Here is a 13,310-nt window from a genome sequence, read left to right on the forward strand (position 1 = left end):
CTTGCTTTTGGAGCATTTCAGCGCTTCGTTGAATCGCGGAAATGCTCCAGGTCTTTGTTTTGCGCATTTCCGGACGTAAAACCGCTTCACACTTTTCCTGGAAATGCTCTAAAGGGACGCATAGCCGATGATCACCTATCTCGATGCCGACATCCGCCCACTGGAAGCCGGTTGGACCTTGCTGGTCTGCGAGCCAGGCACCTATGACAGCCCGAAGGCATTGCACCGCGCCAGCGCCCGCCTTCAGGCACCAGTACCCGGCACCGTTGCCCAGGCGCTGACCAAGGCGGGCCTATTCGATCCTGATCATCCAAGCCCGCTGCATGGCAAGGACATCTGGTATCTCCGCCCCCTGACCGGCGAACAGCCCGGCCCTGCGGTGCTGCGCTTCGAAGGCTTGGCGACCATTGCCGAGGTCTATTTGAACGACAGGCTGATCCTGTCATCGCAGAGCATGTTCGAGGCCCATGATGTCGATGTAATCCTGACCGGCTCGGACGACCTGTCGATCTGCTTTCGCGCGCTCAAGCCTCATCTGGAAAGACGAGGCCCAAGAGCCCGCTGGCGACCGCAGATGATGAGCGACCAGGGCCTGCGGCTGGTGCGCACAACCGCCCTTGGCCATATGCCAGGCTGGTGCCCTGATATTCATGCAGTCGGGCCGTATCGGCCAATCAGCCTGATCCGCCCCGGCACAAGCACGATAACCGACCTCGCGCTGCACGCCGATCTCGATGAAAACGGCACCGGGCTGCTCGACATCGCATTCCAGCTGACTGGCAGTGTGACAGCCATATCCGTGACATGTGCGGGTGAGACTCTCGATCTCAAAGCCGATGCCGACGGCCATGTCGCGGGCCAGCTTCGTCTTCCCACTGTTGCGCCCTGGTGGCCGCGCACCCATGGTGAGCCGGTGCTGCACGACATTCGCCTGACGCTGGATGGAAAGCCGCATTCGCTTGGTCTCACCGGATTTCGCCGCATCCGGGTTGACCGGGGCGCGGATGGCAAGGATTTCGCGATCTTCGTCAATGGCGTGAAAATCTTCTGCCGGGGTGCCGTCTGGACCAATGCCAACCTGACCCGCCTGCCCAGCACCGCCGAGGATTATGCGTCCTGGCTGAGCATGGCCGCGGATGCTGGCATGAACATGATCCGCATTGGCGGCACCATGACCTATGAAAGCGCTGATTTCTTCAGGCTCTGTGATCAGCTGGGCCTAATGGTCTGGCAGGATATCATGCTGGCCAATTTCGACTATCCCGCTGCCGACGAGGCATTTTCCGACCATATCCGCCGGGAAGTGGAGCAACTGTTAAGCGCCGTACAGTCCTCTCCCTCGCTGGCGATCCTGTGCGGCGGCAGCGAAGTCTATCAGCAGGGCGCCATGCTGGGCCTGCCGGAAACCAGCTGGAAAGGCCCTGTCTTCACCAGCCTTCTGCCGCAGCTCTGCGCGCGCTTTGCACCACATCTGCCTTATGTGGAAAATTCACCGATGGGTGGCACAATGCCCTTCAGCCCGGATACCGGCGTCACCCATTATTACGGCGTTGGCGCCTATTGCCGCCCGCTTGAGGATGCACGCCGCGCCCATATCCGCTTTGCCGCCGAATGCCTGGCCTTTGCCCATGTCCCCCAGCAACAGACGCTCGACAGCCATTTGTCCGTGTCGCCGGTTCATGATCCTCGCTGGAAGACGCGTGTGCCGCGAGACCGGGGTGCCTCCTGGGATTTCGAGGATATTCGCGACCATTATCTCGCCCTGCTCTACGGTGTCGATCCGGCCCGGTTGCGCCGGGAAAATCCGGCGCGTTACCTGCATCTGTCGCGAGCGGTCAGCGGAGAGGTACTGGAGGAAACCTATGCGGAATGGCGACGTCCCGGCTCATCCTGCAATGGCGCGCTGATCTGGACTTTTCAGGACCTGACCATCGGTCCCGGCTGGGGACTGGTGGATGCGACCGGTACGCCGAAACCCGTCTGGTACGCAGCGCGGCGCGCCTTCAACCCCATCCGCATCACCATGACCGATGAAGGCACCAATGGGCTTGATGTGCATCTTTGCAATGACACGATGCGGCAACATACTCTGACCCTGGATCTCACCTGCCTGCGCGACGGTAAATCGCTGGTCGTAGCCGCAAGGCGCGCCGTCATCTTGCCCCCGCAGAGCGGCATAACACTGCATGCCACAGATCTGTTTGGAGCGTTTTTCGACACGACCTATGCCTTCCGCTTCGGGCCGCCCGCCCATGACGTCACTGTGGCGACCCTGAGCAACGCGGAAAACGGCGAGATCGTCAGTCAGTCCTTTCACTTCCCGCAAGGCCGCGCCCCGGCCATGCATGACGCAGAGATCCGTACCACGCTGTCGCAGGAAAAGGATGGCTGGTGGCTGATGCTGGAAACCGACCGGCTGGCCCAATCCGTCCATATCGCCCTTGAAGACGGCCGCAGCACCGATGATTTCTTTCATCTGGCGCCGGGTTTTGCCCGCCGGGTCAGGCTTCTAACACCGGAGAAACCCAGCGGCGAAATCCTCAGTGGCTCTGCCTTACGACGCTTCCGGTTCTGAGACGGGTTCTTTGCCTGCGGATACACCGGCTTTGATCTGCTGGGCAGGCAATTTCGACGCCTGAACCGTCATCGCCAGCGCCTTGATTTCCTCGAAATAGCGCTGCTGGGCAGCGGCGGGAGAAAAATTATGATCCGTCTCCGCCAGAATGTCGGTGCGGACATTGGGATAGCGTTCCAACTTACGGCCCTGCGAGCCGAAATGCTGATAGAAATGGTCAAGACCAACGTCCTGCTCGCTATAGAGCAGCACCAGCGGCGTTTTTCGCTTTGCGAGAGCGGCAAAGGCAACACGCACGGCCCAATGTTCCAGCCGGACATCGCGGCTGAAGACCTGGGCGAGGCCAAGGCGGTTCAACACACGACGCACGCCAACCAGAGCGAAATTGCGGGTCGCGTTCTTCACATCCACCTTGCCCCGCCAGAGACGCCGCAAGGTTTGCATCTGAAACAGCCGATGCTTGTAGGTATCGAGCGAACGCGGCACCACGGCTAGCCCGTCTTCCACGCGCCGTCTCTTATCCCAATAGAAGACGAAGGGATTGACCAGGCAGGCTCCGGCAATGCGGTGATCCTTGGTCATGCAGGAAAACCCGAGATAGCCGCCACTGCACCGTCCGGCTACCACACTGGGCAGCAGTGAACGCTCTTCGAGAACGGCAAGCGCGGCTTCCACATCGTCATATTGGGTTTCGGCGTAAAGCACCTGATCCGGCAGGCCCGGCACCGGCGGGCTGTCGCCGACATTGGCAACATCGAAGCGCAGAGAGGCAATACCGTCGCCTGCAAGCTTGCGCGCCATGGCGACACCCGAGCGTCCCCATCCCGCACTGCGGTCATAGGCAGTGTTGAGCAACAGAACGCTTGCGCCACTGCGGGGTCCAGTCGGCTCGCACAAAATACCATAAAGCCGTTTGCCTCGGCCAAACCGAAGGGCCGTCTCGCGAAAATCCCCGCCATCCAGGTGCGCCTGATCTTCATCCTGTACGGATACTGCTGAAGGATCGATAGCCAACGGACGCTTCTGCTCGCCAAGCGCCGCCGCCCGGCGAACGATCCAGCTGATGACATGTTCAGCCGCCACCATGGGCATGCGGGCCATAGCGGGATTGCCGACCATCGCATCATAGCCCGGATAGTCGATGCTCTCGACGCGGGCGCCTTTCGCTTCCAACTGCTTTGCCATTTGCCCGTCACCGGGCCGATCCGCCCGGTTGACGAACAGATGTGGAATGGAGCGATGCGGCTGCACGGCGGAAAAATCAGTTTTCTTCAAGGCCGAGGCCTTTGCATCCGGCATCACATGCCCGGCAATGGCCGTCATCCCGCTAAGGCGCAAATGTTCGGCCAGGCCCAATCCGTCATCGATGACCCGCGCCCAGAACTGCAATTCCCTGAGATAAGCACGACCCGAGGCCACGGGAGCCATGGCGACAAATCCCGCCAGGCCATCGAGTTCTGCGGCCATGCCCACGCCAAGCGATGCACCCAGCCCATGCCCCAGTAAAATCACCGGCAGGCCGCCGGTCTTTTCGGCAAGCACCTCAAGCGCCGCGCGGATCGTATCTTGCCAGAGCGACAGGCCAAGCGTTCGGTCCGGCGGGTCCAGCGCATCGCCCGTGCCGGGATAATCGAAGCGCAGACTGGCAATGCCCTCACACGCCAGTTCTTCCGCAATGATGCGGAAAAGCTTGTGCGTGCACATTTCCTCAAAGCCCCAGGGCTGGAGAAACAGCACCGCGCATTTGCGCACCACACCTTGCTTGGCGCCCTCCGCCGGCTGATAGAGCCCGAAGGTGCCAGCAAAGCTGACCGGCTGAGCCACAGCATGCTGGTGCGGCTGAAGCCGCTGGCCAGATGCCGGGCCAACCCGCTCGGTTATCGCTTCCATCAACCTGCCCTTTCCTTGCCCCACGGCACTCTCTCAAAGACGGCTACTGCATAATCCCTTAAATCTCCATGGATTTAAGGTGAAAATTATTGAGCATATATAAAGGACGCCAGCAGACCTTGTTCCAACCGGAAGCACAAGGGAGGCTGTAGCCCCCTCAGCTCCGGTTGGGTGTCGCGGTCAGCAACATCAAAACCACATTCAAAGGCCCCGCCAGCCGTTTTGGCAAACGGGCAATCAGCCCTGCCATGACCGATACATCCGCCTCCGGCACGGCCCGCAACAGCCGCAGCGCCAGGCAATAGACGCTGACGGCGCCGACAATGGCAAGGACAAGGCCACCGATACCCGGCACCACATCCTGCACCGCCAAAGCCGCCGCCGCACAACAGCCAGCAGCTACGGTAACCTTGAAAAGACTAAACCCCAGCGGCGCCAATGACCCTTCGAACCGCATCCAGCGCAGCATCGCCAGGCTCATGGCGGTAAACACCACGATCCGCACGAAAGCCGCACCTTCTCCCCCGTAGGAAGGCACAAGCAAAACATCCCCAACCAGCATGATAAACGCACCGCCCAGCCCGACAAACAGTCTTTGGCGGATTTTATCGAGGGCAAACAGATATTGTGTCGCCACCTGACAGGCAACGGCAACCGGCACAGATAGCGCTAGCAGCGTCAGCATCGGCGCGCTCGGGGCAAAGGCATCACCAAACACCAGCGTGACCAGCCGATGTGACACCGCCGCCAGACCCAGGCTCATCGGCAGCGTGAAATAGGCCAGACTGCGCACCACGCTTTCAAACATCGCCACAGGCAACCGTCCGCCCGGCGCGCGGTGCAGATGTTCGGCATAATAAGGCACAAGACTGCCGGAAAGCTGGATCGGCACCTGCAAGGCAAGATTGGTCAGCGAGAACGCCACGGAATAGTAGCCGACGGTCTCGATCCCCTGGTAGCGTTGCAGGAAGAACAGCTCGATCCGGTTCAGGAAGATCGAATCCACCATGAATTCCAGCGAGAGCACGAAGGAGGAGCCAAGCAGATAACGAAGGCCGATGCCGCAGCTTTTCACCTTGTGGCGCAACAGGGCGGCAGCAAAGAGAAACTGGGAAATATAGGCCAGAACATAACCGAACAGCGCGCCCGGTACGCCAAACAGCAGTGTGCCCGCGATGACACCGACCAGTTGCAGCAGCCCGGCCGTCAAGGTCATGCGGAAGAAAATATCCACCCGCTGTTCGCCAATCAGGTAATTCTTGGCAAACATCCCAATGGCCTGCGTGGCAAACAACAACGCCGTCACCACCAGCACCTCAGGCGCGGTTTCTGCCCAATGCCTGCTTTCAGCCACCCAGAAAAACAGGAAATAGAAGGCTAGCAACAGCAATGTCGAGCCAACCACCGGCCAAAGCAGATAGGCGGCGAACCCTTTGCGGTCGGCTTCGCCATAGCCCTGCCCTTTCAGCTGCGGCAGCAGACGCAGCAATAACACGCCGGTGCCAAGTTCGGCCACCAGTGCCGCCGTGGAGGCAAGCCAGACGGAAAAGGCGATAATGCCATTGGCTTCCGGGCCAAGAACCCGTGCCGTGAAGATCGAGCATATGAATCCCGTCGCCAGCAGGGTCAGCCCCGCCGCCGCATTGAACGCGGAATTTGCGACTATTCCATTGCTCATTGCCTCACCATGTCCGTGGTGTTCTCCGTGTCCACAAGGCTGCCATCCATTTCATCACCCCGCAAACAAGACATCGACCGTCTCGTCCCAGCTTAAAACACCATCGGTCACAATCGTCTGTCGATCAAAATCCCCTGCGGCTGAAAACGCTGCGCGGATCGAGTCCGGATCGGCGGGGTCATAGCCCATGACATGGTCCCGCCCCATGGCGGCAAAATGCGGCGCGACAATCGGCAAGCGGCAATAGCTATACTGGATCATCTTCAGGCTCGATTGGCTGAGATAATCGGCACTTGCCCCATCCCGGTAAGGCGCGATGCCGAGATCGGCGAATTTGATGAACGGCACGATCCGCTCGAATGCCTGTTCACCATGGGCGACGATATTGGGCAGCACCCGGCGCGGCAATGACTTGGCCCCGAACAGATGGAAGGTCCAGTCCGGGTTGGCCGCGGCCATGACATCAATGGCATCGGCATCAAACAGCATGTCGCCAACGCTGACGGCATGCTTGTGGCCTTGGTAAGCACCGCTCTGATAGGGGTTTTGACCGCTCGCATCGAAGGCTGCCTTGTCAATGCCATGCGGCAGGTAAAGCAGCGGCGCATCGCTGGGAAAATCCGCCAGCAGCGCCTGCGCCAGCACATGGACGCTATCGTAAAGCCCGATGGTCTTGGCAAGCGTCCGGTAAACGGCAGGCGGCACGCCGATGGTCGAAAGCCGGTCGGCGGCATGGTAGATGATCCGGGCCTTCGGCGCATGTTGGCGAAGCGCCGGGGCCAACAGCGGCGAAGGACCGCTTTCCACCAGGATATGGGTATAGGAAGACAGTCCGTCGCGGACCGCTTTGGGCAAAACCGCACTGACGCGCGAAAACAGCGGATCGGCCAGGCGATTGAGCCAGGAAAATTTCAGGTTTATGGGGTGGAAAAGCTGAAACCAGATGAATTGCCGTAGTCCATCGCCTAAAGCCTCCCATTGGTTGAGGCGATGCGTGCGAGCAAAGGCGTAACGCCCATCCTTCAGCAGCCGGCTGATCGGGCTGAGCCGCCAGACCAGAAAATCCACCCTGTCGCCCTGCGACAGCAGGCTGTCCGCCATGAAATGCAGATCGACCTTGCGCGGCGCATCGGCGAAATGCTGCCCGGTCACAACAAGAACATGACGGGGCGGTTTAACATCAGTCATCACCTGGGCATTGCTCATGCCGCAGCCTCTTGCCCGCAGCGGTGGATGGCAGGCAGGGCGCGCCGGTAAAGGGCAATGTAGCGTTCCGCCACGCCTTCCCAGGAATAGCGGTTGACATCAGCGGCAAGCGCGTGGCGCAGATCGGCACCCTGGGCTTCCAGCCGGGCGAACGCCGTTTCAATCGACGTCGCTGCGCGCGCGGCATCGGCAAAATCGGCAAGCTCAATGCCGGAATGCTGGGCTGCCAGCGCCTGGTAGGCATCGTTTTCATGCAGGACAGGCACCAGACCGGCGCTCATTGCCTCCACGGCCACCAGGCCGAAGCCTTCATAATCGGATGCCGAGGCAAAGATCGATGCCTTGGACATCAGCTCGCCCAGAAGGCGATTGTCGGGTTGCAGATGCAGGCCGACATGATCAGCCAGACCATTGGCGTCGATGAGCGCGCTGACATCCTGGGCGGACAGATCCGATGGCGAACCGGCAATATCGAGCCGCCACTGCGGATCGCGCTTCACCAGCACGGCCATGGCCTGCAACAAATGATCGAGCCGCTTGTTGACCGAGAAACGGCCAATCGTCACAATCCGTTTCACAGGCTGGCGCGAGGCCAGTCCGGAAAACTTGCTGGTGTCGACGCCATTTTCAATCAACACCGAGTGCCTGGGCTGGATGACCTTGAACAGAGCAAGGTCCGAGGCGCTACAGCACACCACCGAACGATACGCGCTCGCCGATAACCGGGTCAGGCTGCTGAACCAGATCTGCTTGATCGCGGCGAATTTGCGGGTGTGAAAAAAACCGCCATGGGTGGTCGCCACCATCGGCGCGCCATGCAGGAAACGACCGATCGCCAGAGCATCGAAAAAGAAATCCACCCCATGGACATGGACAAGGTCGGCATCGCGGATATGGCGAAAGGCGGAAAAGGCCAGCGGGTAACGGCTGCTGCCGCGATAGGGGATGCGCACCACCTCCACGCCTTCAATCACTTCAAAGGCTGGCAGGACCTTGTGCGGATCGGAAAACAGCCGGTCGAGGGTGACGACCCGTACCCTGAACCCGCGCTGTAACAGCTCCCTGCTCAAGCTGGAGACCACATCTTCCAATCCGCCCCGGCCCGGCGGATATTGCCGCACCACCTGGACGATCAAAGGTGCGGATGAGGGCTTGGCCTCCCTTGCCGCTCGCCTTGCGCCGATGATCATGCCAATACCCCCGGGTTTAAACGGAAAGAACCTCAATTTCCTGATCGTTTGGTTAGAATGCCTTGAAACATTGGTAAAGCAACTTGTGCATAAATGTCCTATCCTTGCACAAACGCGGTAAAGAATCGTGATTAACGGGCCAAATTGTTAGGTATCATTAACCATGGCCTGCCATTTTAGCGGTTAGCCAGCGGATTTTCCGCCTCGGAGCAACGGTATGACAATGCCCTCAGAAGGACAACCGGCTGGAGTTTTCCGGTCCTGGACATGAAAATGGACATCGACATTTTTCAAATTCCCGGGATCTTGCGACGGCGCTGGTATTACCTGGCGTTTTTTGCCGCACTGTTTGCCGGTCTGGCGCTTCTCTATGCGCTCAGCCTGAAGCCTGTCTATGTATCCTCCACGCAGATCCTGCTCGATCCGCGCGGCCTGTCGGCCACCAGCAACGACAGCCGTCAGCCGACAGCCGCCGTACAAAGCGACCCGGCCAGCCTCGACAGCCAGATCTATGTGGTGCTTTCCAGCGCCGTGCTGGGGGAAGTGGTCAACCGCCTCGACCTGACGAAAGACCCCTATCTCTATGCGGGCAAACCAGACAGCGCCGCATCCCCCGCTGAGATCATGGCTGCCACCATCGGCGGGCTGGTCCGGCATGTGAAAGTCGAGCGCGAAGGCCAGTCCTTCATCATGTCGATTACGGTCGAGCATCGCATCGCCAAAACGGCTGCCGACATTGCCAATATGATTGCCACCGTCTACCTGAAACAGGTGGACGAAGCCCGCTCCGATGCCGCGCGCCGGGCCAGCGCCGCCTTCCAGGCACAGGCCAGTGAATTGCGCGACCGGGTGTTGAAGGCCGAAAGGGCGGTCGAGGAATTCCGCTCAGCCAACGGTCTGGCCAGCACCGGCGTCACCGGGCTGGTGATCGACCAGCAATTGGCCGGGCTGAACCAGCAATTGATCGCAGCACGCGGCGCGGAAGAACAGCAGCAGGCCATTTACCAGCAAACCCGCAATCTCACTGTTGCCGCCGTTGAAAACGGCAATATTCCAGAAGCGGTGCAATCCACCACGGTCGGGCTGCTGCGCGACCGCTATGTCCAGCTACAGGACCGCCAGGCCGAAGCCTCCGCCAATCTCGGCGGCAATCACCCGCAGTTGAAGGCGATCAATTCGCAGGTGGCGAGCATGCGCCAGGCCATCCAGCAGGAGCTGGACCGTGTGCGCCAGTCGATGAAGCTCAACTATGACCGGGCGGTTGCCAACCGCAAGGCGCTGGAAACCCAACTGCAAAGCCTGACGAAGACCAGTTTCGACAGCGGCGCCCGCCAGATCACCCTGCGCCAGCTGGAAAGCGAGGCGGAAGCCATCCGCACCATTTACAAGGCCTTCCTCAACCGCGCCGAGGAACTGAGCCAGGAACAGACAATCTCAATCAACAATTCCCGCGTTATCACCGAGGCGGTGGCGACAGCAAAATCGGTCACCACTCTCAAGGTGATGATCCTTGCCGCCGCCATCCTGTTTGGTCTGGCCTTCGGCAGCACGCTGGCGGTGGTGCTGGAACTGCTGTCGCGCAAGGATATCGACGCCCCCCGGCAAGACCGCATCGTGCCTGTCGCCGCGACCCCTACCAACAGTGAACCACAATTAGCGCCGCCGGTTGCGTCATCACGTCATATCGCTCTGATTGCTGACGCAACGGAGCCGAAAAGGCCTAGATCCCGCAATCCGTTCAGCTTTATCACCGCCTTTGGCCGTCGGCTGGTTTCGCCTCTTGTCCCAGCATCCAACCCGGCAAACACACAACAACCGGCTGCGGGCGGCGCGTGGTCCCATGCGGTTGCCAACACAGCCGGTTTTCTGATCGAATGCGGGGAAGGCTATGCTGATCTGACCGTTCTCTTCGTTGCAGCCGGCAGGCCGGTGGCCAGCGCCTTTATTGGCGATGTGGCGCAGAAGCTGGTTGATCGGAATCGCGGCGTGCTGTTGGCCAATGGCACCATGCGCGATCATCGCTTAGCGATCCGCTCGCACAGAAAAACCAATGCGCGACCAAGCCTTGCCCAGGCATTGCAGCAGCCCGATCTTGAAGACGCACCTCTTTCTCATATCCTGCGCTACGAGCGTATTGCCCTGCCCCATAACCAGCCAGCCCGGCCAGCAGCGGGAGCATCAGCCTCCTCCGGTCGTCCCACCTATTCACGATTTGTCGAGCAAAGCCTTCAGGCGGAAACCGATTTCACCTTGATCAATGCCTGCGGCGCCGGGTTCAATGCCAGTGGTGTTGGGGGCGAGCAGCATCTTACTGCCCTTGCCGCCGAGGCCGATGTCATTCTCGTCTTGACCACGGCGCAAGACGAGACCGCCGCCCTGGATGAACTGCTGATACGGATGGGCGAAGACGCAGAACGGGTCGTGGGTCGCATTGTGCTTGAGACCGCCGGATGAGGGTGGCGGCGCAAACCGGGCCGACCGGCACCGGCGACCGGTCCCTGACGGAGGATGAGACGCAGCATCAGGCGTTTCTTCCCGAATGGCTCATCTCGGCGCTTGCCTCCTTCGCTGTCATCGGCGGGCTGGTGCTCAATCTGTTTCTCTGCTTCGTTAACACCCGGATCATGCCCGTCAGCGACACCCATGTCATGCTGGGGGAAATGACCACGCTGGGCGCTGCCTTCCTGTTGGCGGTCGACCGGCGCCCCGGCCTCTATCTGACCCTGCTGCTGTTCGTCAGCTATATGCTGATGATCTTTGCCTTGCGCGGCGCGCTGGATCTTAAAGCACTGCGCGACATCTTCATCCCGGTCGGGTTCTATTTCATGGGCCGCAGGGTTGCCCATGTCGGGCTGGCGGACCGGTTGGTGATCGCCTGCGGCCTGATCGTGCTGACCGTGGCGCTTTACGAATATCTGGCGCTTGAAAGCTATCTCGATTATTTCAATGTGCTCGGCTATTACATCGCCCGCGGCACCGTGACACTTCAGGAAAGCTTCGGCCAGACACGGGGTCTGTTCATTTCCGGCCTGCGACCGGAGCCGCGCACCCTCCTGCCCTTTCTCGGCCAGCACCGGGTGTCCTCGGTGTTTCTGGAACCGGTCTCAGCCGGCAATTTCGGCGTCATCCTCTATGCCTGGGCGCTGTTTCGACCCGCCATGCCGTGGCGGCTGATCGTCATGGCGCTGGCCATGATCAGCATTGTTCTGGCCGATGCCCGCTTCGGCTTCTTCACCTGCGTCGCCATTACCCTGCTTTTGCCGCTCTACCGCTTCATTCCGAAAACCGTCTGGCTGGTCGCCCCGTTCCTGCTGCTCGCCGTGATTGCCGCCTATGGGCTGATCGTCGGCGCCGAAGGCGGTGCCAACGATCTGTCAGGCCGGTTGAAAGTGACGGCAGGCATTCTCAACAGCCTGGATTTCCAGGTGGTTCTCGGCGCAAAGACCACCGATGCCTTTACCGCCGATTCCGGCATTTCCTACACGCTGACCAATTTCGGCCTGTTCGGCTTTGTCGGGCTCTGGGCGGCTTTCGTGCTCTCACCGATGAAAGACCCCAGGGCCTGGGCCTTCCGGGGCATGATGGTAATCTATCTTCTGCTGCTGATGTTGATCAGCAACTCCTTCTATTCGATCAAGACCGCCGCCCTGATGTGGTTCCTGATCGGCACCGCCGATGCGGTGGACTGGACCAAAATCCTGGCCTACCGGGACCGCAATGATGGGCAGTCCCCCGCAGCCGCAGAGAAATCGCGCAAATAAGGGGTCAGACCGGCTAGTTGCGGCCTGTCACCGGACTTGCCCGGCTGAATGTTGAGCATTTCGGTTTCCGGCCACCAGTCACCGGCCACCCAATAGGCCCAGCCAACCCAGCGATCCGGGTTGTTCTCCACCACAGCCACCATGTCCTTGATGCCCTTGACGCAGGGCTCTCCACCCGGCGCGCCGAATTCGCCGAGATAGCCACGCTTGTCATTCTTGCGCAGCCAATTCGTGAAGGCCTCGATGGCGGCAACGGCGTCGCCTGCCCGGCTGCATTCATCCTTGGTACCGGAAAAATCCGCGTCGAAATACTGGTGAACCTCATAGGCATAATTATTGCCGGGGTCCTTCACGCCCAGCATGACCTCGCCATTAGCACCGCCATAGCCATCGCTTTGCCAGCTATGCGCACCTGTCCAGGACACGCCCGGCACGAGAATGAGATTTTTCGCCCCAACCTGGCGAATGGCGGAAATGGCGGCATTGGCTGCCGGAAGCCATTGGCTGGCGGGCATGTCATAGGGCTCATTCATCAAGCCGAAAACGATGGTCTGGTCATTGGCATAGTGAGCGGCCAGCCGCATCCACAAATCCGCGAAGGCATCGACAGGCACGTCCGGGCCATTGATCTGCTTTTGATGATAGACCGCGAAATTATGCGGATCGAGCACGACCCGCAGATGCGCCGCCTTCAGCTGCGCAACGGCTGTATCCAGGCGTTTCAGCTCGTCAGCGTCGAAGGCACTATTGAGCTTGGGTTGCAGACGTTCCCATTTAAAGGGAAGGCGCACGGAGTTGAAGCCTTTCTCGGCAAAGTAATCGATGGTCCTGGCACTGGGATAGGTATAGGCCCTGTCCGGTGCCCCGCCAATCTCGCCGAATTCCGCGCCAGAAAGGTTGACCCCTCGCATGCAGGCCTGACCGGCCCAAGCCTGCCCGCTGATGACCGGTGCCACCGAAAGCGTGAGAGCCACAGACATGGTTATGGTTCTTTTCAACACGCTCTCATA

The 13,310-nt window shown here is 60.1% G+C and carries 8 protein-coding genes; 3 read left to right on the forward strand and 5 right to left on the reverse strand.

Going from position 1 to position 13,310, the window contains the following annotated elements:
- Positions 1 to 127: 127 nt before the first annotated feature.
- Positions 128 to 2,575, forward strand: a complete 2,448-nt coding sequence (locus FS819_RS13720) for a glycoside hydrolase family 2 protein (RefSeq protein WP_156551476.1) — start codon at positions 128 to 130, stop codon at positions 2,573 to 2,575.
- Here the strand turns inward: FS819_RS13720 and FS819_RS13725 are convergent.
- The 4 genes from FS819_RS13725 to FS819_RS13740 form a co-directional block, all read right to left on the reverse strand.
- Positions 2,555 to 4,465 carry an alpha/beta fold hydrolase gene (locus FS819_RS13725; protein ID WP_156551477.1) on the reverse strand — a complete coding sequence of 637 codons (1,911 nt, stop codon included), beginning with the start codon at positions 4,463 to 4,465 and terminating at the stop codon, positions 2,555 to 2,557. The two genes, FS819_RS13720 and FS819_RS13725, sit on opposite strands and share 21 nt — an antisense overlap.
- A gap of 157 nt (positions 4,466 to 4,622) precedes the next feature.
- Positions 4,623 to 6,143, reverse strand: a complete 1,521-nt coding sequence (locus FS819_RS13730; protein ID WP_156551478.1) for a lipopolysaccharide biosynthesis protein — start codon at positions 6,141 to 6,143, stop codon at positions 4,623 to 4,625.
- Positions 6,144 to 6,197: 54 nt separating this feature from the next.
- Positions 6,198 to 7,349, reverse strand: coding sequence for a GumK N-terminal domain-containing glycosyltransferase (locus FS819_RS13735; protein ID WP_156551479.1), 1,152 nt, complete (start codon positions 7,347 to 7,349; stop codon positions 6,198 to 6,200).
- Entirely contained in the window at positions 7,346 to 8,539 is a 1,194-nt protein-coding gene (locus FS819_RS13740; RefSeq protein WP_156551480.1) for a glycosyltransferase family 4 protein, read from the reverse strand. Before FS819_RS13740 ends, FS819_RS13735 begins: the two co-directional genes overlap by 4 nt.
- A gap of 273 nt (positions 8,540 to 8,812) precedes the next feature.
- Here FS819_RS13740 and FS819_RS13745 point away from each other — a divergent pair, with 273 nt between their 5' ends.
- Positions 8,813 to 10,993: a GumC family protein gene (locus FS819_RS13745; RefSeq protein WP_197434247.1), complete on the forward strand. Its 2,181-nt coding sequence runs from the start codon at positions 8,813 to 8,815 to the stop codon at positions 10,991 to 10,993.
- Positions 10,990 to 12,300 (forward strand): UDP-phosphate alpha N-acetylglucosaminyltransferase, encoded by a 1,311-nt coding sequence (locus tag FS819_RS13750; protein ID WP_156551482.1) that lies wholly within the window; start codon positions 10,990 to 10,992, stop codon positions 12,298 to 12,300. Before FS819_RS13745 ends, FS819_RS13750 begins: the two co-directional genes overlap by 4 nt.
- Here the strand turns inward: FS819_RS13750 and FS819_RS13755 are convergent.
- Positions 12,243 to 13,280 carry a glycoside hydrolase family 5 protein gene (locus tag FS819_RS13755; protein ID WP_234625067.1) on the reverse strand — a complete coding sequence of 346 codons (1,038 nt, stop codon included), beginning with the start codon at positions 13,278 to 13,280 and terminating at the stop codon, positions 12,243 to 12,245. The two genes, FS819_RS13750 and FS819_RS13755, sit on opposite strands and share 58 nt — an antisense overlap.
- Positions 13,281 to 13,310 lie beyond the last annotated feature (30 nt).

It is taken from the genome of Allorhizobium sp. Av2, assembly GCF_021462805.2.
Lineage (GTDB): Bacteria > Pseudomonadota > Alphaproteobacteria > Rhizobiales > Rhizobiaceae > Allorhizobium > Allorhizobium vitis_G.

Coding starts and splice junctions, on each gene's coding strand:
- FS819_RS13720 (WP_156551476.1), top strand. CDS start 128: ATGATCACCTATCTCGATGCCGACATCCGCCCACTGGAAGCCGGTTGG.
- FS819_RS13725 (WP_156551477.1), bottom strand. CDS start 4,465: ATGGAAGCGATAACCGAGCGGGTTGGCCCGGCATCTGGCCAGCGGCTT.
- FS819_RS13730 (WP_156551478.1), bottom strand. CDS start 6,143: ATGAGCAATGGAATAGTCGCAAATTCCGCGTTCAATGCGGCGGCGGGG.
- FS819_RS13735 (WP_156551479.1), bottom strand. CDS start 7,349: ATGAGCAATGCCCAGGTGATGACTGATGTTAAACCGCCCCGTCATGTT.
- FS819_RS13740 (WP_156551480.1), bottom strand. CDS start 8,539: ATGATCATCGGCGCAAGGCGAGCGGCAAGGGAGGCCAAGCCCTCATCC.
- FS819_RS13745 (WP_197434247.1), top strand. CDS start 8,813: ATGGACATCGACATTTTTCAAATTCCCGGGATCTTGCGACGGCGCTGG.
- FS819_RS13750 (WP_156551482.1), top strand. CDS start 10,990: ATGAGGGTGGCGGCGCAAACCGGGCCGACCGGCACCGGCGACCGGTCC.
- FS819_RS13755 (WP_234625067.1), bottom strand. CDS start 13,280: ATGTCTGTGGCTCTCACGCTTTCGGTGGCACCGGTCATCAGCGGGCAG.